Origin of the sequence: Martinezella tropici, from assembly GCF_003287875.1 — a bacterium.
GTDB lineage: Bacteria > Pseudomonadota > Alphaproteobacteria > Rhizobiales > Rhizobiaceae > Rhizobium > Rhizobium tropici_C.
The window spans coordinates 98,393-118,990 of the sequence record NZ_QMKK01000061.1; the positions used below are offsets into that span (position 1 = coordinate 98,393).

Genomic DNA, 20,598 nt, shown 5'->3' on the forward strand with positions numbered 1-20,598 from the left:
TGAAACGCGATCGAGGTCGTGCGAGGCGGCAGTTGCTGACATGATTTCATTCTATTGCTTTCGAGCTGCCGAGGGTGACCGTCATGCTTTTTATTCCATTTCCTTTCGCGGTCGCCATCGTGCTGCTCGTGTTGTTTGCCATGGTGGCCGGGCGGGATGACGAACGGCCGGCCAATCTGCCCTTTCTGACCCTTATCCTGGTCAGTGCTTTTCAGTCCGTGTTGTCCGGTTTGCGATGGGGGTACGGGATCCAGGCCGTCATGTATGCGGCCCCTTTGGTTGCGGCCACCATGCCGCCGCTGGTCTATGCGGGCGTGTTTCAGCTGGTCAAGAAGAGCGTGAGACCGCCTTTCCTGCGCATCGGCATCCATTGTCTGCCCGCGGTTCTTGTTCTGATATCGATGATCGTCTGGCGCGACGCGATCGATATCGTCCTCGTTCTTACCTTTATCGGTTATGCGATCGCCATATTGCGCCTGATGCGACCGGGAATGGACGCCCTTCGCCTTGCCGCGCTCGACGAAGCCAGGCCTGCCTATCATGCGATCCTGTTGGCGGCCGCTTCGCTGCTTCTTTCTGCGGCGCTTGATACGGTCGTGGCCCTCGATTTTATGTGGGCGCATGGTCAGTACACGCCGGCCCTCATTGTCGGTGGGAACCTGGTGGCGCTCATCATCTTGTCGGCCGCGGCCGCGGCTGCCAGCCGCAGCGGCGCGGCAAAGGAAGCGCCTGAGATCGCCGAAGCTTCAAAAGCGGATGCGGGCGATATCGAGACGATGGCTGCCGTTCAAGCGCTGATGTCGGAGAGGCGGCTCTACGAGGATCACGATCTGACCTTGAACAGACTGGCGCGCAAGGCCGGCCTCTCGGCGCGTCAGATTTCCGAAGCGATCAATCGGGCCACGGGGAAAAACGTCTCGCAATATGTCAACGAGTTTCGTATCGCCGCCGCCTGCAAGCTGCTGACCGAAACCGAGAAGTCGGTCATCGAGATCATGTATGCAGTCGGGTTTCAGACGAAGTCCAATTTCAATCGCGAGTTTCGGCGCGTGACCGAGGTCACGCCTCTGGAGTGGCGGAAGAAGACCCTGGCCGCCGCCTAGGGGGAAAAAGTACCAGATCGCGATCGAGTACGATCTGGAACGCGTTTGAGGTCGAGTTTTCGGGCGTCTCGTTCATGCTGGCGGCATGAACACGAACACCGAACAAAATTGCAAACTCGCCGAAACGCTCAGGTCATTATCCCTTGAGCCTTCGTTCCAAACAGCGGAGCCGCCGGTCAGGAAAAGCCGGCGACTTTTCCTCTCGAGTGTTCTGCTCGCCCTTGGCGTCGGTGCGGTCGCATTCTTCTGGCCGGATATCGCGCCACGCCTCAAAACCGCCCTCCAGCCGCCGCCGGCGATCACGACGCCAACCACCCAGGCGGCGTCCGGTATTGGCTCGCCCATCCCTTCAGCCAATTCGCTGAGACCGGCATCCGCGCCGGAGATAACCGGGTCCGGGTTTGTCGTCGCGCCGCGTATCGTGACGGTCTTTTCCAAATACGAGGGAGAGATCGCATCGGTGGGTGTGCGCGTCGGCGATCGCGTCGAAGCCGGGCAGGTTCTCGTTGGGATCGGCGATATCAGCGCTGACTTCTCACTCGAGCAAGCGAGGGCTGATCGCGATGCCGCCAAGCTTGTCCTTGACGGCAAGATCCTAGCGCTCAAGCAGGCCGAGAGCTCGCTGCAGCGCAATGCGGCGCTTTCAGCAAAGAACGCTGTCTCCGTCCAGACCGTTGAGGAGGCGCAAACCGCAAGGGATGCGGCGTTGAATGCAGTCGATCAGGCGCGCCAAGCTTATGCCAGAACGCAACTCGGCGTGAAGATCGCGCAGGAGCATGTCGACGCGTTGACCGTTAGAGCCCCGATTTCGGGTACGGTGACGCGGCTCGACGCCCGTGTCGGTGGCCGGGTTCTGGCCCGGGTGGACGGTCTCAAGGAAAATGAAAGCCTGCTGACGATTACCGATACCAAAAGCATGGTGATCGACGCCGACGTCGCCGAAACCAATATCGGCGAGCTTCGTCCGGGCCTTCGCGGCGAGGCCGTCCTCGACGGCTTTCCGGATAAGCCCTTCATGATCGAGATCCTGCAGGTTTGGCCGATCGCTTCGGCGGAAAAGGGCACGATCACGCTGCGCCTGGCGCTCCTCGATCCACCTGACGGCACCATGCCCAACATGGCCGCCCGCATTCGAATTTCGACCATTCCAGCACAACAGCCAGGAGACACTTCTCGATGACTGCTTCGACAAGCAACGAGCCGTATATCGTGCTCAACAATGTCAAGAAGGGATACAGGATCGGGACCGAGACCATCCCGATTTTTGCCGATCTCAATCTTGAGATAGCACAAGGCGAATTCGTCGCGATCATGGGGCCTTCCGGATCCGGGAAATCGACGCTGCTTAACATGCTGTCGGGCATAGACAGGCCGGATCAGGGCCGCCTGCGCATCGGGGTCAGCAATCTCGACCAAATGGGAGAGGCAGCCCGTTCGTCCTGGCGCGCCCATAACATGGGGATCGTTTTCCAGTTCTATAATCTCCTGCCGATGCTGAACGCGGCCGAGAACATCGAACTGCCGCTTCTCTTGAAGCCGCTCTCATCAAGGGAGCGCCGGGTCCGCGTCGACAAGGTCCTGGATCTGGTGGGACTTTCGGGTCGCCAGAAGCAGTATCCGAAGCTGATGTCGGGCGGCCAGCAGCAGCGTGTCGGCATCGCGCGCGCCATCGTCGCGGACCCGGCATTGCTGCTCTGCGACGAGCCCACGGGCGACCTCGACCGCCGGTCGGCGGACGAGGTGCTGGAAATGCTGCGCTTTCTGAACCGCGAGCTCGGCAAGACCATCATCATGGTGACCCACGACCCGCAGGCCGCAAGTTATGCCGGCCGAACGCTTCATCTCGACAAGGGCAGGTTCGTCGAAGAGCGGAGGGCCGACGCATGACATTCCTCGATCTCGTGCAAAAGAGCGCCTGGCGAAAGCCTTTGCGCACGATATTGCTGATGATAAGTGTCGCCACCGCCTTTCTCATCTACGGCCTGACGACGAGCTTCATCGACGGTAGCCAGGGCTCGTCGGCGGCGAGCGACGACATCCTCGGGGTCATGAGCGCGGCTGGCCGCGCCCAGCCGCTGCCGATTTCCTACCTGAACCGGATCGGCGCCGAGCTAGGTGTAGCCGCCGTCGGCTATATGTCGCGTTTGCGTGGCTTTGCGACGGTCGAAAAGAACATCATCGCTGTGAGTGCCGCCAATCCCGCGCGGCTTTACAGTTCGAACGGCAAGGAGCTCGGGCTAACGCCGGATCTGATCAGCGTGCTCGCCAGGGACCGCAGCACCGTCCTCGTCGGCCGGGCGCTTGCCGAGGCGCAAGGCTGGACCGTCGGCCAGAAGATCACTGTCACCAGCTTCGACATGGCAAAGCAGGATGGCAGCCGTGACTGGTCCTTTGAAATCGCCGGTATCTTCAATGGCGAGAACGCCTCGACCGACACCTATTTCGTCGTTGCCCAATACGACTATGTCAATGCGCTCAGAGCCCGCAACAAGGACACGGTCGACGCCTTCATCATCCGACCGCAGCCGGGTGTATCGGCCGCAGAGCTCGCCTCCGGGATCGATCAGCTGTTCGCCAATTCGGCGGCGCCGACACAGACCAGGTCGGAAAAGCAGTTCCTCGAGGCCTTTCTGCGCCAATATGCCGATATCGGATTGATCGTGAACATGGTCGTCGGGGCGGCATTCGTCACACTGCTGATGATCGTCGGCAACACCATGGTCTTTGCCATTCGCGAGCGCACCTTCGAGATCGGCGTTTTGAAAACCCTGGGCTTTTCCGGCTCCTGGATCATGGCGCTGATCCTCGGTGAAACATTCTTCATATTCGTGGTCGGCGGCACCATCGGCCTGCTATTTGCACTGCTTGCAACGGTCATCACGGGACCTGCGATCGGCCTCGTCTTTTCCCATGCGATTTTTGCAAGAGCCCTGGCGATCGTCACCCTGCTTGCGCTCGTAACCGGTGCCCTTCCGGCGCTCAACGCGCTCAGGATCCCGATCATTTCCGCATTCAGAACGAGGTAGATACATGTCCTCCAATGCCAGGCAAGCATTCGTCATGATCAGGGCAAATCTGTTCAGCCTGCCGCGACGCATCTCCATTTCCGCCTCGATGGTTCTTTCCGTGGCGCTCGTCGTCTGCGTTCTCGCGGGCTTCCTGGCCATGGCAAGAGGTTTCGAGACGGCCCTGCAAAGTGCCGGCTCCGCCTCCGTTGCGGTCGTCCTGGGTGGCGGCACCAACCAGGAGACCGGCTCCGATGTACCCGCCTCGGTCATTTGCACCCTGGGCGCAATGAACGACGATATCGGCGTGGCGCGAGACGCCAACGGCATGCCGATTTTCTCGCGTGAAATCGTCGTTGCCGTCGATACCAAATCGAACAGGTCGGAAGAGGGCCGGACCTTCGCTCTTCGCGGCATGGATCAGTCCGGTCCCTCCATCCGTGACCATATCGCCTTGTCGGCCGGCCGCCTGTTCACACCCGGCTCGCGCGAGATCGTCGTCGGGGACCGTCTCGCGCAGCAGTTCGGAATATCGATCGGCAGTACCTTGCGGCTCGGCACGGTCGGCTGGACGGTGGTCGGCTTGTTCTCGGCGCGAGGCAGTGCCTTCGAGTCCGAGATCTGGGCCGACCTCGACGCGGTTCGATCGGCCTTCGACCGGCAGGGGCAGGTCCAGAGCCTGCGCTTGCGGCTGTCCAATCCCGCCTTGTTGCCACGACTTCAGGCCAAGCTCGACACGATCAGGACCACGCCGCTTCGCGCTGTTGTCGAAGCCGACCTCTATACGGCGCAATCGGCCCGCACGGCCAGTCTCATCCGGCTGTTCGGCTGGCCGCTTGCGCTGTTGATGGCCGTTGGAGCGACCGCCGGTGCGCTCAATACGATGATGAATTCCGTGTCGGACCGTACCGTCGAGATCGCCACGGTTCGAGCGCTCGGCTTCAGCCGGATATCCGCGTTTCTCGGCACATGGATGGAGGCAGTCATGCTTGCCGCCCTTGGTGTGGCGGTCGGACTGCTGGCTTCGTGGCTGGCCTTCAATGGCTGGCAGGCAAGTACGGTTGGGACGAATGGCGCGCGTATGGCGTTCCAGCTCTCCGTGACCGGCGATGTCATGGCGACGGCCGGTCTGCTCGGACTTGCGATCGGCATTCTGGGCGGCGCCTTGCCGGCAACCGTTGCAAGCAGGCTTCCTTTGACTGCAGCCTTGCGATCACGCGGATAGGGTCTTGGCGCGACATGGCATGGTTTGACGAAAATCTCAGGCGGCTTGATCGCAACTGCTTTTCATGCTCCGTGTCGAGCAATATTCGAGTTCGATCTCGAGCAGCCTTGTTGCCTGGGCAAGGGCATCTTCCGCCTCCGCGAACAACAGCGATTTATCTCCTATTCTGGCCTCGCCATACCTCTGCGCGCGCAGCAGCACGAGCTCGGCCAGATCAATGCATTCCGGCGTCGGTTGGACGAGTTTCAGGCAATAACGAAGATTGACGGCAACCTCGATGGCAAATTCGGCGGCCGAGAAATCCAATATTGCGCCTGGCGGGGTTAAACGGGCCAGAAATATCCTCCATTGCTGGGTCATAATACTCCCCCATCGGACCGTTCGCGTAGGTGCTGCCGCATCGCGTGTGCCAATTTTTAAGAGACGTTATTGGGTCCCGACCACCGCATCCGCGTCGATAGAGTCCCGGCGAGCGCAGTCATATCGGCCGGGGAAAATTGCTTTCAATAATGCAACCACACAATTGGGCTTCGGTCGGTCTTCTTCTCCGACGTTGGTCTGATCCCACGTCGGCAAAAGGTCCCTGACGCGATTGCTGAAGTCCAAGCCGGGCTTTGTCCCGCGTGATAGAACTTGACCGCTCGCGGTGTTGCGACGATCTGATATGGAGATCGGAACTTGCCAATCGGCGATAGAGGGCGGCGCTTTCGCGCCAGGGGACGATGGCCGCCCGTCGCTTGAACGACTTCAAGCCTCAGGAGGCTACTGGTGTCATTGCGTCGAAAGCTTATTGCTGCCTTGCCATGCTTGTTGCTGACTTTCGTCAGCGCCGCGCTCCCTTACACCGTCAAAATCCATGGCGGTTCGGCGATATTTGCGCAGCAGATGGCGGAGGCCAAGGGCGGGAACGGCAATGGCGGTGGCAATGGTGGAGGCAATGGCGGAGGTAACGGAAACGGCGGAGGTAATGGAAACGGCGGCGGCAACAGCGGCAATGGAGGTAACGGCGGCGGTAACGGCAATGGCAATGGGAAAGGAAATGACAAGGGCCAGTCATCCAGTGCCAAGAGCGCGACGCAAAGCCAGGTCGATGCCGAGCAGTCCACCGACACGGGCAACGGCGCGATTACCGTTCGCCACAAGGATGGCATGAGCGAAAAGATACAGAGTGGACGTTATGTGATGCAGGATTCAAAGGGCCGCACAATCGTCAACCGCAATGCCACGATCGCCGATGAGCAGCGGCTCAAGTCCTTCCTTCACTGACGGCGCCTTTCAAGCTCGTCCCGGAACGCCATCGCCGCTTCCGTTCTATTGCTCACCTCAAGCTTGGTGAAGATCTGGGTCATGTGATGCTTGATGGTTTTCTCGTGCAGATCGAGCTTCAGGCCGATATGTTTGTTGCTCAATCCGGCTGAGGCCAATTCCAGCACCTCCCGTTCCCGATCCGTCAGCGTGTTGAAGGGATTTATTTGAGCGCTCGATCCGGTTTCCGAAATCAGGCGAGCCGATAGCGTCGGTGCGACATAGCTGTCGCCGGCGGCGATGCTGCGAATGATATCGGCTAGCATCCTGGATCCAACGCCCTTCAGCACATAGCCTTTCGCACCGCTCTTGAGCGCCGCCATCACGTCGTCGCTTGCCTCGGAGACCGTCAGCATCACGATCTTCTGGTTCGGTATCTGGGCGAGTATGAGAGGAATGGCGTCCAGCCCTCCTCCCGGCATGGAGATGTCGAGCAGCAGGATGTCCGGCCGGCACTCCGCCGCAATCCGCAACGCGTCCTCTCGGCTGCTTCCTTCGCCGACGACGCTAAATCCATCCATTTCAGTCAGACTTCGGATAACACCTTCCCTGAAAAGCGGGTGGTCATCGATGACTGCCAAGCTGATCGGAGCTGTCATGCCTGTTCCATTTCCTCGATGTTCAAAGACATTCGAACGGTTGTTCCACGGTTCGACGATAAAAGCTGAAACGTGCCGCCAAGGCTCTCGACCCGGTCCCTGAGGCCGGCGAGGCCGAGTTTTTGCGGGCCGACATCTTTCGGATCAAATCCCGGCCCTTCATCGGCGACCTCGATCACGATCTGGCCGTCTTCCAGGGATTGCACGACCTTTTGTCCGATCCCGCCGGCATGGCGATAGCCGTTGTTCAAGGCTTCTTGTACAAAGCGATAGATGCAGATCTTCGCCGAGGTGGAAAGGTCCGCCGGTATCGCGCCGACGGAGAGCGCGACGGTAACGCCGGTGCGCCGCTCATGGGCGCGGATTGCGCGCCCCAATAATCCGGGCAGATTATCCGTTTCGATGTGTGGCAGCATCAACCCGCCGCAGATGCCTCGGATCTCCGCCATCGCATCGTCGAGGCTGGCTTTGATGGTGCGCAGCGACGCCTCGCGTTCGTCCGGCGCAGTGGCGGGATTTGTCAGGGTCTGGCTATCCAGGCGCAGAGAGGCATAGGCGACCAACTGGGCAGGACCGTCATGCAGGTCGGCGCCGATGCGGCGCAAATAGCTCTCGTTGAGCGCGGCCGAGCGCTGTGTCGCCCGTTGAACGCGCGCGCGCAATGCCTCGTTCTGTCGAAGAAGCGTCGACAGTTCTCCGATACGGCCATTGAGCGCCTTGCGCTGATTGTCGATGGTGCGGCTGCCGCGCAGAACGATGATCGAGAGAAGCGCGAAGAATGTCAGTGTGAACAAGGCGACCACAAGCCAGCTCAACAGCCGCGCTTGTGTCAGGCTCCCCTCGAAGTCGTAGGCGACTTCGTAAAACTCGGAAACGGCGACGACCTTGCCCGACCAGGGCTGCAGCACCGGATTGTAGATTTCCAGCAGCGGTTTGCCGCTATTGCGCTCGGCAACGCTTTCCACATCGTCGAGCCGATTGAACTTGGCGACCATTTGGCCGGAGAAAGCGGTGTTGAGACTATCCGAGAGCGGAAACTGCTTGCCGGAAAGATTTTTGTCATTGGAATAAAGGATCGTCCCGTCGCTGCGCCACAGCCGGAATGAAAACAGCCGTGTCCCGAGCGCCCCCTGGCCGAGTGTCTCGTCAAGGGCCCGCGTTACCGTATCATCGAGAACCTGCGTGGTTTGCATATCGGGCAGAAGCGGGGCGATGACGCTGTCGACGTAAAGGGCTGTCGTCGCCGCTGAATTGCGCGTTACCGCGTTTTCGATCAGGCCCGCAACGAAGGAGCCGATGACGAGCATGGCACAGATCGCGACGAAGCCGCCGGCAAGCAGGAACTGTCTTGCCAAGGATTGAGAGTTCCAGCGTTCGATCAGACCTGCCAGAGATAGCTTGTGTGTACGATTTGCTCGCAGAACCGGCATAGTCAGCACTGATCTCCCAACCCCTTATAGCTATCCCAGCTGGATCGAGTGTCAACCGTTGCCCGTCCGCACCGGCCGGGTCGTCATCTGAAGATGGTAGCGCTATCCGGCCCATGCAATCTAAGGGACCATCGGGCGGGATCAATCGGACCATGGTCCTAATGCCCAAGGCATAAGTCCCACCAATGTAGAAACCTCGGAATTCAGCAATATTGTAGTGCGCATTGATTTTGCTGTCCGCTGTCCCGGACAACGGATTTTTTTGAAGGAAATGCGCATGAAAATCGGTTCTATCATCGGTACCGCAAGCCTCGGCCTGGTATTGGCGGTCGCTCCCATGGGAGGAACTGCCGTCGGCTTCATACAGACGGCATTCGCCAAGGGCGGCAATGGCGGCGGCAATGGAAATGGTGGCGGTAACGGCAATGGAAATGGCGGCAGTCATGGCCAGGGAAAATCCGACCACGCAAAGTCCGGTGACGACGATGCCAGCGACACTTCCGCGAATACGGCCACGGCCTCTGGCACTTCATCATCCTTGTTGGCACATCACCCCGACAAGCACTCCAAGTCCCATAGCGCAAGCGCAAAGACACATGTCTCGAAGCCCGGCCAAGGCAGCCTGAGTTCGCTCAAGAGAGATTACCACGCCTACTTGAATTCGAAGGACCCCAAGATGGCGGCGCTCTCAGCCTATGTGAGGGCATATGCAGAGTTCGAGATGCAATATGGAACGACGGCGGTGCCGACGGATCCCGCTCTCAGCGACAGCGCCTTGCGTTCGGCGCTGGCGCAGCTGTCGAACAAACCAGTGACGGACCAGACGTTTGCCGAGGCAAAGAGCATTCTCGGAGCCGGAACGGATACGGGAAAAATCGCAGAAGTGCGTGACGCACTGGAAAGGCAATCCACCGCCGCGTCTCAGAGCGATACCGAGATCGACGACTGAGGCGCTGCCATAGCGGATTTGCAGGATAAGCATATCGATTGCCGCGCGTCTGGCATCGGCGGTTCCTGGGGTTAACCTTTTGAGGGTTCCGCGCCGCTGACGCCACGTCATAGCCGGTCCGCCCGCCGGCTCTATCGCCGGGTCGAAGCTTTCCGCCCCGGACGCTGCTCGATCCGGCGATAGGCAATTTGCTCTTCACGTCATGATCATGCATGACCAGTCGTTTCTACCGGATGGGTAGCGCAACGACAAAGGGAGGATTGGAGAGCGTGTTTCCGCTCTCCAGCCTGGTCACTCAACGATCTGGATGACCTTGCGCGATGATGGTTCAACGATCACCCGTTCGTGGTTGACCACAGCATAAGCATATCGCGGATTCGTCGGAATGGTTCTTATGACGACCCTTTCCGGCAATGGTTGGCCGACAACCACTCGCTCACGGACAACCACTCCGTCATCGGGCAGGGGCTGTTCGCGCACATAGGTAACCACCTTCTGCGGCGGCGGATCGATGGCCGTGCCGACGATGGCACCAGCCACGCCGCCTATGGCAGCTCCGACAGGTCCACCGACCACGGCTCCGGTTGCGGCGCCGCCTGCCGCGCCAGTGACGGTCGACGACTGGGCGAAGGCACATCCGGCGGCCAGGCCAAGCGAGAGTGCCGCTATGCTAAGTACTTTGGTTTTCATCAGAATCTCCTTTCACCTGCTATTCGTCCGTCATTGACGGAGCTGTTGGTAAAACAGGGCCTGATTGCAATCGGTTCCTTTTCTCAGGCTTCAGTCGGTTGGATTGGGACGTGGGTCGCAAGGATGTTCGGACCAAAGTCTCAAGAGAATGGATTCACGCTCATTTGAAGCTCCATTGCGGTGAGCTCCTTGTCATTCATGGCATGAGACGCATGACAATGGCTGCCGACCTCGACCAGAGGCCCCGATTGCCGCACCAAGCGGAGCACGGCCGGCCATGAGGACGGCGTAACTGGGCGCCAGCGTCACGATGCTATCCGACAGGCGATCAGGGAGTGATTGCTGTGCCATGGCCGCAAGATAGACACTGCGCATTCCCATGGCTGGTCATTGCAATTTGTTCGGACTTATCAATCTTTGATATTAATCGATTGTCGAGTCGGAGATAAGAGATGAAGCGCGAAGACCTCAACGAGATGCTGTGGTTCCTGGCGGTCGCGGAGGAACGGAGCTTTACGAAGGCGGCGGCGAAACTCGGTACTTCTCAATCCTCAATCAGCCATGCGGTCAAGCGCCTGGAGGCTCGCATGGGACTCCGTCTTTTGACGCGCACGACCCGCAGCGTCGTTCCCACGGACGTGGGAGAGCGGCTTATCCGGTCGCTCGCACCACGACTTGCGGAGATCGACACCGAAATAGACGAACTCATGGCGTTTCGGGATAAACCTTCCGGCACCGTGCGCATGACGCTCTCGGACCATGCTCTCGACAGCGTCGTCTGGCCGAAGCTGCGTCCTGTCTTGAAGGAATATCCGGACGTAAAGCTGGACCTAAACATCGACAACGGCTTTCGCAACATCGTGGAGGAAAGGTTCGATGCAGGCGTCCGGCTTGGCGAAAGCCTGGACAGGGACATGATCGCCGTCAGGATCGGTCCCGATTGGCGTCTCGTCGCCGTCGCATCGCCGGAATACCTTTCCACGCGTGGGGTTCCTGACGATCCAGGGGAGCTTGTCTCCCACATCTGCATCAATCATCGGCAGGCGCGATCGGGTGGCCTTTATGCGTGGGAGTTCGAGAAAGGCGGCAGGGAATTACGCGTGCGCGTGGATGGGCAGCTGACCTTCAATACCTCTTACGCGATGATCGATGCAGCCCTGAGCGGATACGGGATCGCTTACCTGCCGGAAGATCTGGTTCAAGCGTCCATCGAATCGGGACGTTTGGTTCAGGTTCTGGACGATTGGTCGCCGGCCTTTCCCGGCTATTATCTTTGCTATCCGAGCCGGCGGCAGAATTCGCCCGCCTTCAGGATCGTGATCGATGCCCTCCGGCAGTGAGGGTGGCGCCGCGTGGGTGCTTTGGCGTGATTATTCCGCCAGAGCCTTGTCGAGCGCATTCTTTTGCGCTGCCGAGGGGTTGCCCAAATAGCGCTTTTGGCTTCCCTCTTCCTGGATTTCCGCCCATGCCTGCGTCCCATCCATGGTGAAGAGGATTGCCGCTTGGCCGTCATTGGTTGCATGCTGTTCGGCGATGATGCTGAGCGAGTAATCTGTCGAGCCAGCGGATATGGTTTTGACTGGTTCCGCAATAAACCTATTCTCGTCGCGGACCCAGGCCGGCGCCTGTTTTGCCGATGACAGCATGGTTTTCCATGACTGGGCGTGAACCGGGTCCTTCAGGAGGTCATAGAGATAGACGTCCTTGCCATAGGCGGCATCTGCAACGCCAAGAAGTGCAAGCAACAGTATAAACCTACGCATAAATCCCTCAGGCTCTTAACAGCAATGTGCTAGCGCACGAAGGCTCGGTTTGGCATGGGTCGTCCCCCGAGCGGCAGCTCGTAGCTAACGCCTGCGGTGATCTTCCTCCAGCCGGTTCGCAAAATCCAAACGCAGGTACACCTATCTCGGACAATCGTGCACCATGCGACTTTTCACCGGGGCAGGGCATCAGATCAGAGGGAAGAGTATTACCTTTCACCTCGTCCGAAACAGAATCGGCCAATCTCCGAGTTGACTGCCGCCGCAGGTCCCCTGATAGGATACCGCCGCCAGCTGAAACCGCGCGCCATCCCATACCCATTCGGCGGTAAGCCCACAATCGCCGACCGCGCGCCCCCTGCCTGCCATCTGCAATGATCCGGTATTCATGTCAAAGCCCGGTTCCGTCAGTATTTTCAGTTCGGTTCCGTCACCGCCGAGAGGAAGTTTCGGCTGAAACGGAATGGGAGCACCATTTCCGTTCCGTGGCACGATGAAAGCCAGCGACGATCCTTGATAAGCGCCCATGATGCAGGGAATGAATACAAGGGCGTGATCGGCGTCGAGCGGGTAAGCTTCCTCCATTAGATCTTCCCCTGATGCGGTGCCCTCGCATTCTTCCGCCTTAAACACGGCCTTGCCGGAATTTCTTGCTTGCAGGATAAGCCGCTGTTTTTCCACATCGGATAAAGCGATATCAATCTTTCGACGCGCGACGATGGGCAAGGCAGGAGCGGCTGCCACGCTTGATGCAGGAGCGGCGCCTCGCTTGATCAAAGCGGTCACATTGCCGAGGCGGCCTTGACGATCGTCCATATGCAACAGAGCAGCGACCATGCCATCGAGCGGGATCACGGCTTTATCGGCCCCAACTTCCAGTTGGGCGGCATTGCGTAAAGCCGAAAGCAGCTCCATGACCGCTTGGGGATTGCTGGTCGAGATCGTTGTGAGATTTTCATCGCGACTGAGCTGCCATGCCGATCCAAAATGCAAGGATACGCCATCGGCGCGAAAATCGTTCAAGCCGACCGGAAACGGGACTCCAATCGCCACCTCGGTGAGCGCATTAGGGCCAGCGGCGCGATGAAAGTGCATGTCGGGACGGCTTATGACGCCATTCTCGAAACCCTTGGCTTCGCAGGTCAAACCATTGTCGCATGCAATCAGCCAGGACTTGTAACGATCATAGGAAGGATCCGCCGCGTTCGCCGTGCCGCCCAGCGCGAGGCTCACCAGCAGGGGGGCGATGAGGCGCTTGTAGAGATGCTTCATGCAGATTTCCTTATCGATCGCGCTTCGAATAAAGTTGTGTTTTCTAATTTAGAAAAGGCAATTCTGATAAACACTCAATACGGTCCAACCAGCCTATTGCCACAAGCTATGGTTCGCCTATCTATGCTTGCAGGCCAAAAGGGGCCGGGATTGCATTCATGGCGCAGACATCGTCCAATTTAGTCTACAATTTTTCGACCGTTAATTTCCCCGAGAAAGATCGGTTTCATCTCTGGGTAAAGGACAATCACTGCGACTGCAGGTTACAGGACTTTGAATCTGGCCTCTTCGACGCGGAGGCGACCGGTGCCGCGCTTGGCCCGCTCATCCTGTCCGGCAGAAGGCTGCTTCGCCAAGGCCGGTCTGCCGCCTACGAAGTCCTCAGATCCGAGCGGCGCATCCGGACCGACGGGTATGATTTTTACCGATTTACGTCAATTCTGAGTGGCCGCTTCACCTATCGATCGACCGACGCCTCATCGATCAAGACGGCCGGCGACTTGTTCATACTCGATGCCGCCCAGGTCAACGACTGCCTGGTCGAGGCCGACAGTACCATATCGCTTGCCGTTCCGCGGGATCTGCTGCCGAGCCAAACAGCGCTCCTGCATGGACATACGCTTTCAACTGGCGTCGCCCAACTCCTGACGGATCATCTCGTTTCGCTGCTGCGCAATCTCACCAGCTTGCGGCCGCAGGAAATCCCCTATGTGGTGCAATCGACACTGCAGCTCCTGATGGCCGCGGTTTCGTCCGCATCCGATGCGATGCAGGAGGCGGCCGGCCCGATACGCGAGCTGTTGCTTGGCCGCATCTTGCGCTATCTCGATGCCCATTTACTCGAATCCGATCTGACGCCGGACCGGATTTGCCGTGATATCGGGGTCTCGCGGGCGAAGCTTTACCATTTGTTCGAGGGCAATGGGGGCATCATGCGGCAGATTCAGCGGAAGCGTTTGCGCCGGGCCTATCAGATGCTGGCAAATCCGAGCGGGCCAAGACTCCATATAGCGGAGCTTGCATGGAAACATGGTTTCTCGAACGAGAAGTACTTTTATCGTCTCTTCAAGGCTGAATTCGGCCATACGCCGGGTGAGACACTGGAGGTCGTCTCTCGATCGAATCCAGTGTCAGGAACGATTGCCCTCCACCCCCGCGAGAAGCCGGTCAACGGCCCCTTGGGCTGGACCTTGCCCTTTGGCGTGCCGGATCGCTAAGTTCGTCTGCGAGAGCACAAGATGTACGAATGTACACTCGAAATGGACATGGGCAAACCGGCCGTTAGTCAGCATGCCTTGAAGGATGTTTGGCCTTTCACTAGACATCACTGAGTTTTTCCACCGATCGGCACCCTCCACCCATGCTTGCCTTCAAACGTTTCTCCATTTTCCCGGCGGTCTATGCTCTGCTGATCTTCGCCCTGCTGACCTCGATGGGTTCATTCGCCGCTCCGGCGAGCGGGAAAGACCGGATTGCCCTGAAATCCGCCGTGCCAGGCCTGAAGATCACCCGTCTCGCAAAACTGCCCGAGGCACCGGACTCGGACACCTCCGGAGCGCCATCATGCGGTGTATTGCCCGAGACGAAAAGCGCCGGCGCCAAGATTGCCTCCGATCTCGGCTGGGGGGTGACCGGTGAGGCGAAACTCGGCCCATACGAGGCAGTCAGCTTCGCGGCCGAGTTCGATCAGGCGACCGGTTCTGCCTGCGCCATAGACCAAGGCAACATTGCGCTTTTTGACGGTTCGAACCTGCTGGCTCTGATTTATGCCGACAAGAACAGCAAATTGACGATCGGCAGGATTACCACGGTCAACGACCATCTGCGCATTCTCGACGGTGATCTCGTGCAGATGCCTATCGGCGAGATCAAGCTTAAAGGTGAGGATGTGGAGGTGAAACCGCTGGCGTCTGAAGAGCAGGTTTGCGACGGCAAGGCGGTGGTGCCGAATATCTATGGCAAGCCCATCACCGAAGTCCGACGGGCAATCATTGCCAAGGGATGGGAGCCATTTCAGAGCCCGCCGCCATCCTACCCGGATGCTTTCGGCGACAGTCTTCGCAAGATGGGGATCGTCGAGACGACCGATTGCGCCGGCACGGGTTTGGCCTATTGCAGTTACTACTACCGCAAGGGTGACTTGGAGCTGGAGCTGAGCAGCTTTGGAGACGGCACACCGACGGTCTCGGATTATGACACGGCCTGCGAGCGTTCGAAATGGCATAAGGCGCAGTAGCGGCTGAGGGCCGGCGCCTTCCTCGGAATTCAAGCTCGATCGGCCTCGCTCGAGGTGACCTCGTGCTCCTCCGTGGGAGGGGAGATTACCGTAGATCGTCGTGCTAAGATTGGAACCTGCGTGCACTTGTTATGGACGAAGCTGCACAAGATGAACGAGCTGTTGTCGTTGCTCGGAAAAATTTTACTGCTATCTTCCTGAAATGGAATGGAAATTGGTCAGGGGCCGCAATTCCTTTTCAAAGGTGACAATTATGTGCGGGGGTATACGAATAGGCGGGTCCGCATGAGGTCGTCTTTTATTCATCGTCGCAGCTGTCAAACCCGTTATGCTCCCAATCCCTGGCGCGAAGGAAACGAGTTCCTTTCAACGCTGCAGGAAACCAAGGGACAGTCAGTCGCAAAGCTTGGCCGTGACCACGGCATGAGCAATCACGGAAGTATGCATCAGTCATTCGTCAACAGAGGAAATTCCCTTGCGTAAGATAATTTGCGCTTTTGCATTTGTCGCACTTTCATTCACGTCCGCAGCAGCCAGCGTATGTTCGCAGCACTACCAAAGCAGCGGCGTCCCCCTCGTCACCGGTGTAACCTACAAGACCTGGATGGAATTCCCCTCCGTCGGTCCTGCCGCCGCCTTCGATAAGGTGTCGAGGGCGGTCCTGGCTGAAGGTTTTGTGGACGTGAATGTCGAGAAACAACTCGGCACGCTGACAGCTCAACAGGAAACGACCGGATCCGGCCGCCCTCAGACCTTGCGCGTCGTCGTCCGAAAGAGTGGCAAGGGCAGCCGTGTCGATGCCGTTTTCATGGTGCCGCAGGGGCAGGTGGCTCCCAGCATGAGCGACAATCTCTGCCGTGTCGTCAATGCCGTGGCAGAATAAGCGTTGCGGCCATCGCCAAAAGCAATTGGCGATGGCCGCATATCTCAAATGAAAGAGAGGTCTCCCGCGCTTATCGGGAACACCACCGCCCGTGGTGGCGAGTGTCAGGCGACGAGTAGCACGAAGCCTGGATCCTATTATAAAGCGCTGCATAAAGTGCTGCCCCGAGAATCCCGACGACCGCGGCACTTGCGCCGCCGCACAAGGCCGCCTGCGGCTAGGGAGTTGCGACGGAAATCATCCAAGAACGGCAAGAGAACTGGCACGAAGATCCCGACAAGCGCCTCGCCGCTCCGGCGGCGCCATGCGGGGGAGGGCCTGTCACGGCGCGAAATATGCCGCACGATGAACAGCGGTTCCGGGGCTGTCTGGGCTGCGCCATAGCCCGCCGGGAACGTGTCGGAATTGATCCAGCCGGTGCTGACCACTTCTGCCTTCAGGAGCGGCAGCACGACATCTCCGCCTCCGCTCGCCGTGATCACCCCGACAATCTCGAAATCCGGAACCAATTTGGTTGCACGGCAGTTAGGATCAAACGGAAGAAGGAGAGGGCAGGGATAGGAGAACAACAACATGTCGAATGTGTCGAGAACGGGAACCGACGATGTCAACAACGCAACCAGCCGCACAAGATTCGGACGTTCCGTCGAGAGCAAGGCCCAATTGCAGGATGCAGCTACCCTCTCATCCACGATCGATGGCGCGCAGACGCTGAATGTCTATCGCCTGGAACCCATCGCTGCCCCAGAAGATCCGCATTGGGATAATGCGCCCAATCAAGGCACGATCATCGTGGCAGCGAGAACCGCGGGCGACGCTCGCATTGTAGCGGCAGGCAGCGAGCTTGATTTTATGGAAGTCGATGCAGCACCGGCCGAAGATGTAACGACCAGTAACGCGAGCGCGTTTCGCGACGATAAGCTTTATACCGTCATCGAGATCGATCGCGGCCGAACCGACCTGAAACGGGGCATATTGGAAGGCGAGGTCTCGGTCGACACGATTCTTCCCACGCAGGTCGACCGTTGATCGTCCGGACTCAGAGCGAGCCTGCTGGTGTCGGGAGCCGACCGGGTGGTGCAAGCAAGTCGTTGGAACAAATCGATCAAATCGCCGTTGCCTTTACAGGAGTATCTATGCCGGCGGCAGCGTTCACCGAATATCTTCTTCCGATCCGATCTTTTGTTAACGGAGCGAAAAATGCCCGAGCGAAATGAATCACCAGCAGTTCAATCCTTGCGGAAAGAACAGAAGCGGCAGCAAAGAAACGGCCCGGCAAGCGAACTTGACAAAGCGCTTGAAAATACTTTTCCGGCCTCGGATCCGGCTTCGGTGACACACACATCAGCCATGGGTGCTATTGCCCTTGAGGATAAGGCTGGCGATACACCTGGGAGTGTCCTTGCACGCCGGAAGGATCAATCCGGTTCGTCAATGGGATCAAATACCGATCTCGGCACTTTGGGGATTGGGCGGCGAATTCGCGAAAAGCCGATCGCTTCCGTTCTGGCAGCCATGGCAATAGGATTTGTTTTCGGATTGACGCGCTGAAGACGCCGCGGGCGTCCTATGGCAGGCGATGGGAACGTCCAAGCATCGGACGGATCCGTTAAGGCGTTGGCATGCGGCGGAAGCGTCACGGCGAACGAGTGTCGCCGGCAAAGAGAAGCCGCAGGCCGAGCAATATCATGATGCTCCCGGCAAATCGCTCTTGCCACGCGATCAGGATCGGTCGGCGCGAAAGCCAGCTGCCGAGCGTACCAGAGCCATAAGCGACCGCGCTCAGGATGAGGAAGTTCGAGAGTTTTGTTACCATTCCGAGAAGAAGGATCTGCGCCGCCACGGGCCAAGAGCTCATCGGATCGACAAATTGCGGTAGAAAGGCAAACAGAAAGGCGAGTGCTTTCGGGTTGGTCAGATTGTTGATCGCGCCCTCGCGTAACGCTGCCGTATCCGAGATTGACGGCATTTCCGCCCGCCAACCTTGTTTGTTGTGCCGTATGGATTTCAAGACCAGCCTGATTCCGAGCCACACAAGATAGCCGCCTCCCACCCAGCGCAAGATATCGAAAGCCAGCGGCGAGGCGCGCAGCAGCGATGCGATACCCAAGATCAGAAGCGAAATCTGGATGACGCCGGAGACAAGCATCATGCCGAGGGCACTCAAAAAGGCAGTGCGCCGGCCCTGACCGATGCCTCGGCCAATGACTAAAACCATGTCCGGTCCCGGCGAGAGCTGAATTGCCAGAACGGCGACGTAAAAGGTCAGGAATGTCCTGATGTCCAGCATTACGGCACCTCCAGAGAGTGAATGACAGTGCCGGGAAACTGCCCGTCTATGAACTGCCGACGATCTTAGGCTTGAGGCGCAGTTGGTTTACACCGATTTTTCGCCTTCATTGGGTTTGATCGAGGGCATGGGGAGACGTTTGACCGGGCCGTTCAGCATCGCCGCGATAAAGGGCTATGCTACCGATAATCAGCACACATCCCACCACCACGATGAGGATGATGTATACGATCAATGCGCTGTATTTTCGGTTCTCTGTCGCTGGCATTGTCGTTCTTCCTCCGCGATCTATCCGCATCCAAACATCGACAGCACCCGAAGGTTCCTTCCCTTGCTTCGGCAGCTGCGCGATCCATTCGCCCAATTCGCGTCGGCGAAATAGATGGACATGGGCAAAATTCTATAATTCCGGAACATTATCGCATGTCGGCTGTTTGGCCGGCATTGGGATATTGGAGATCGCGTTATTGCAGATCGCGACGAAAGCATCGACTTGAGGCGGCAATGAAGAGTGGGAATCGGCCACCTCGACAAAAGCCCAGCTCGCCATGGATCGCTAAGGCGGTGTCTGCATGAGGACCTGGCTGCATCTTTGTATCGATATGCAACGGATGTTCCTTGAAGAGACGCCATGGCATGTGCCTTGGATGGCGCGCACTTTGGACCAGGTGACCGAAGTGACGAGACGGTTTCCCGAGCGTACGATCTTTACCCGCTTCATTCCACCGCCGAGTCCAGACGGCATGCCGGGGAAATGGCGGGATTATTACGAAAAATGGGAAATGATGACCACAAATCGACTTCCGCACGATTTGCTGCTGCTTGCTGACCCGCTTCAGCGCTACGTTCCGCCGGCGCGCATCTTTGACAAGCACACCTATTCGCCCTGGACCGATGGTCGCCTCCAGCGCCATCTTGTTCAAGAACGCGTAGACACCCTGGTGATCACTGGAGGTGAGACGGATGTCTGCGTCATGGCTGCTGCGCTTGGCGCCATCGAGCTCGGATATGGGGTCGTCGTTTTAAAAGATGCGGTCTGCAGCGGCGACGACGATGCGCATGAAGCCGCACTTACGCTTTTCGAAAGACGGTTCTCCGTTCAATCTGAAATCATGACGGCCGAGGAGTTTCTCTCAGCCGGATGATGAAAGCGGCCGCTTCCTTGAATTGCTGCGAGGGTCCGCTACATCCGCCCCCAATAAGATCGGAGGAGATCTGCCATGCCTCATCGCGCTCCTACAGGAAACGACTGGCGAATGCTCGCGGAAGCTGTGGTAGAATGGTATAGCTTCTATGAAGTGCCGCCGGATGACGAGGCTTCGAGCGCCCTCGTCGGTGCGGCTCTCGACTTCTTTCGTGATGGTTATCAAACGACAGAGGACATCGCCGTGATGTTGATCGGAACCTATATCGGCATCTGGTCGACGAAGGTCAACGCGCCCACCTCCGCCGCCATTCATTGATCCTGGCGTTCACTGGCACCGTCTTCTGAGAAGAGTTTCGGGGCCTCCTCGATGTCGAGGCATGCGGCGTTGCCGTTCGCCATGCGAAACATGCATCACCCCTTTGTCCTTCAATCCGTGGGCCTGATTCTTCGGCGGCTGACCATCGAGATCGAATACCAGCTGAGTCACCTTAACGGCGACGACAGCCTCACGCCTTGCGGCGTAGAGCCGTCATCACACACATCCCAGGCTTCGACAAAGCCGAGCAAGCGACCCCGCGGGTAAAAGCCGGGGCGGCGCGGTGCGTTGTCGCAAGCCATGCGTCGAGCCATCGCGAAATGCTAGAGCTTTACAAAACGAACTAGTTCGTACATTATTGATCAGAGGAGTGAGGAATGCTGCC

At 58.5% G+C, this 20,598-nt stretch carries 24 protein-coding genes; 15 read left to right on the forward strand and 9 right to left on the reverse strand.

Annotated features, from left to right (window positions below; genetic code table 11):
* Nucleotides 1-83: 83 nt before the first annotated feature.
* From DQ393_RS31440 to DQ393_RS31460, 5 genes are all read left to right on the forward strand, one after another.
* Entirely contained in the window at nt 84-1,103 is a 1,020-nt protein-coding gene (locus DQ393_RS31440) for a helix-turn-helix domain-containing protein (RefSeq protein ID WP_112345593.1), read from the forward strand.
* Nucleotides 1,104-1,188: 85 nt separating this feature from the next.
* Nucleotides 1,189-2,283 carry an efflux RND transporter periplasmic adaptor subunit gene (locus DQ393_RS31445; RefSeq protein WP_112345594.1) on the forward strand — a complete coding sequence of 365 codons (1,095 nt, stop codon included), beginning with the start codon at nt 1,189-1,191 and terminating at the stop codon, nt 2,281-2,283.
* Complete coding sequence (locus DQ393_RS31450; protein WP_112345595.1) at nt 2,280-2,990, forward strand: ABC transporter ATP-binding protein; 711 nt, start codon at nt 2,280-2,282, stop codon at nt 2,988-2,990. Before DQ393_RS31445 ends, DQ393_RS31450 begins: the two co-directional genes overlap by 4 nt.
* Complete coding sequence (locus DQ393_RS31455) at nt 2,987-4,129, forward strand: ABC transporter permease (RefSeq protein ID WP_112345596.1); 1,143 nt, start codon at nt 2,987-2,989, stop codon at nt 4,127-4,129. The genes DQ393_RS31450 and DQ393_RS31455 overlap by 4 nt, the downstream gene beginning before the upstream one ends.
* A 4-nt stretch (nt 4,130-4,133) precedes the next feature.
* Nucleotides 4,134-5,333, forward strand: coding sequence for an ABC transporter permease (locus tag DQ393_RS31460; protein WP_112345597.1), 1,200 nt, complete (start codon nt 4,134-4,136; stop codon nt 5,331-5,333).
* Between the two features lie 36 nt (nt 5,334-5,369).
* Here DQ393_RS31460 and DQ393_RS31465 read toward each other — a convergent pair whose 3' ends face one another.
* Nucleotides 5,370-5,693 (reverse strand): hypothetical protein, encoded by a 324-nt coding sequence (locus tag DQ393_RS31465; RefSeq protein ID WP_112345598.1) that lies wholly within the window; start codon nt 5,691-5,693, stop codon nt 5,370-5,372.
* Between the two features lie 408 nt (nt 5,694-6,101).
* On the opposite strand from DQ393_RS31465, the gene DQ393_RS33620 reads away from it, so the two are divergent.
* Complete coding sequence (locus DQ393_RS33620) at nt 6,102-6,599, forward strand: hypothetical protein (RefSeq protein WP_112345599.1); 498 nt, start codon at nt 6,102-6,104, stop codon at nt 6,597-6,599.
* Here DQ393_RS33620 and DQ393_RS31475 read toward each other — a convergent pair.
* Nucleotides 6,593-7,237: a response regulator gene (locus DQ393_RS31475; protein WP_112345600.1), complete on the reverse strand. Its 645-nt coding sequence runs from the start codon at nt 7,235-7,237 to the stop codon at nt 6,593-6,595. The genes DQ393_RS33620 and DQ393_RS31475 overlap by 7 nt on opposite strands.
* Nucleotides 7,234-8,667 (reverse strand): sensor histidine kinase, encoded by a 1,434-nt coding sequence (locus DQ393_RS31480; protein ID WP_112345601.1) that lies wholly within the window; start codon nt 8,665-8,667, stop codon nt 7,234-7,236. Before DQ393_RS31480 ends, DQ393_RS31475 begins: the two co-directional genes overlap by 4 nt.
* 277 nt (nt 8,668-8,944) lie before the next feature.
* Here DQ393_RS31480 and DQ393_RS31485 point away from each other — a divergent pair, with 277 nt between their 5' ends.
* Entirely contained in the window at nt 8,945-9,616 is a 672-nt protein-coding gene (locus DQ393_RS31485) for a hypothetical protein (protein ID WP_112345602.1), read from the forward strand.
* A 291-nt stretch (nt 9,617-9,907) separates the two neighbouring features.
* Here DQ393_RS31485 and DQ393_RS31495 read toward each other — a convergent pair whose 3' ends face one another.
* Nucleotides 9,908-10,306, reverse strand: a complete 399-nt coding sequence (locus DQ393_RS31495) for a DUF1236 domain-containing protein (RefSeq protein ID WP_112345603.1) — start codon at nt 10,304-10,306, stop codon at nt 9,908-9,910.
* A 452-nt stretch (nt 10,307-10,758) separates the two neighbouring features.
* Here DQ393_RS31495 and DQ393_RS31505 point away from each other — a divergent pair, with 452 nt between their 5' ends.
* Entirely contained in the window at nt 10,759-11,646 is an 888-nt protein-coding gene (locus DQ393_RS31505; RefSeq protein WP_112345604.1) for a LysR family transcriptional regulator, read from the forward strand.
* 30 nt (nt 11,647-11,676) lie between these two features.
* Here DQ393_RS31505 and DQ393_RS31510 read toward each other — a convergent pair whose 3' ends face one another.
* Together DQ393_RS31510 and DQ393_RS31515 are read right to left on the reverse strand one after the other, a co-directional pair.
* Nucleotides 11,677-12,069 (reverse strand): Ivy family c-type lysozyme inhibitor, encoded by a 393-nt coding sequence (locus DQ393_RS31510; protein ID WP_112345605.1) that lies wholly within the window; start codon nt 12,067-12,069, stop codon nt 11,677-11,679.
* Between the two features lie 216 nt (nt 12,070-12,285).
* Entirely contained in the window at nt 12,286-13,341 is a 1,056-nt protein-coding gene (locus DQ393_RS31515) for a DUF1176 domain-containing protein (RefSeq protein WP_112345606.1), read from the reverse strand.
* Nucleotides 13,342-13,499: 158 nt separating this feature from the next.
* Between DQ393_RS31515 and DQ393_RS31520 the strand changes: the two genes are divergently transcribed.
* The 3 genes from DQ393_RS31520 (at nt 13,500) to DQ393_RS31530 (ending at nt 16,460) form a co-directional block, all read left to right on the forward strand.
* Nucleotides 13,500-14,558: a helix-turn-helix domain-containing protein gene (locus DQ393_RS31520; protein WP_112345607.1), complete on the forward strand. Its 1,059-nt coding sequence runs from the start codon at nt 13,500-13,502 to the stop codon at nt 14,556-14,558.
* Nucleotides 14,559-14,701: 143 nt separating this feature from the next.
* Nucleotides 14,702-15,577 carry a hypothetical protein gene (locus DQ393_RS31525; protein ID WP_112345608.1) on the forward strand — a complete coding sequence of 292 codons (876 nt, stop codon included), beginning with the start codon at nt 14,702-14,704 and terminating at the stop codon, nt 15,575-15,577.
* 475 nt (nt 15,578-16,052) lie between these two features.
* On the forward strand, nt 16,053-16,460 hold the full coding sequence (locus DQ393_RS31530) for a hypothetical protein (RefSeq protein ID WP_112345609.1): 408 nt from the start codon (nt 16,053-16,055) through the stop codon (nt 16,458-16,460).
* Between the two features lie 137 nt (nt 16,461-16,597).
* Here DQ393_RS31530 and DQ393_RS31535 read toward each other — a convergent pair whose 3' ends face one another.
* On the reverse strand, nt 16,598-17,035 hold the full coding sequence (locus DQ393_RS31535; RefSeq protein WP_245430528.1) for a chromate transporter: 438 nt from the start codon (nt 17,033-17,035) through the stop codon (nt 16,598-16,600).
* Here DQ393_RS31535 and DQ393_RS31540 point away from each other — a divergent pair.
* Nucleotides 17,034-17,489 (forward strand): hypothetical protein, encoded by a 456-nt coding sequence (locus tag DQ393_RS31540; protein WP_112345610.1) that lies wholly within the window; start codon nt 17,034-17,036, stop codon nt 17,487-17,489. The genes DQ393_RS31535 and DQ393_RS31540 overlap by 2 nt on opposite strands.
* Before the next feature lie 27 nt (nt 17,490-17,516).
* Complete coding sequence (locus tag DQ393_RS31545) at nt 17,517-18,011, forward strand: hypothetical protein (protein ID WP_245430547.1); 495 nt, start codon at nt 17,517-17,519, stop codon at nt 18,009-18,011.
* An 85-nt stretch (nt 18,012-18,096) separates the two neighbouring features.
* Here DQ393_RS31545 and DQ393_RS31550 read toward each other — a convergent pair whose 3' ends face one another.
* Nucleotides 18,097-18,750 (reverse strand): LysE family translocator, encoded by a 654-nt coding sequence (locus DQ393_RS31550; protein ID WP_112345612.1) that lies wholly within the window; start codon nt 18,748-18,750, stop codon nt 18,097-18,099.
* Between the two features lie 106 nt (nt 18,751-18,856).
* The gene (locus tag DQ393_RS33625; RefSeq protein ID WP_181592458.1) at nt 18,857-19,018 is read right to left on the reverse strand and encodes a hypothetical protein; all 162 of its coding nucleotides are present in this window, start codon (nt 19,016-19,018) and stop codon (nt 18,857-18,859) included.
* 304 nt (nt 19,019-19,322) lie between these two features.
* Here DQ393_RS33625 and DQ393_RS31555 point away from each other — a divergent pair, with 304 nt between their 5' ends.
* Both DQ393_RS31555 and DQ393_RS31560 read left to right on the forward strand, forming a co-directional pair.
* On the forward strand, nt 19,323-19,895 hold the full coding sequence (locus DQ393_RS31555) for a cysteine hydrolase family protein (protein ID WP_112345613.1): 573 nt from the start codon (nt 19,323-19,325) through the stop codon (nt 19,893-19,895).
* A gap of 111 nt (nt 19,896-20,006) precedes the next feature.
* Nucleotides 20,007-20,213: a hypothetical protein gene (locus DQ393_RS31560; RefSeq protein ID WP_112345614.1), complete on the forward strand. Its 207-nt coding sequence runs from the start codon at nt 20,007-20,009 to the stop codon at nt 20,211-20,213.
* The last annotated feature ends 385 nt before the right edge of the window (nt 20,214-20,598 follow it).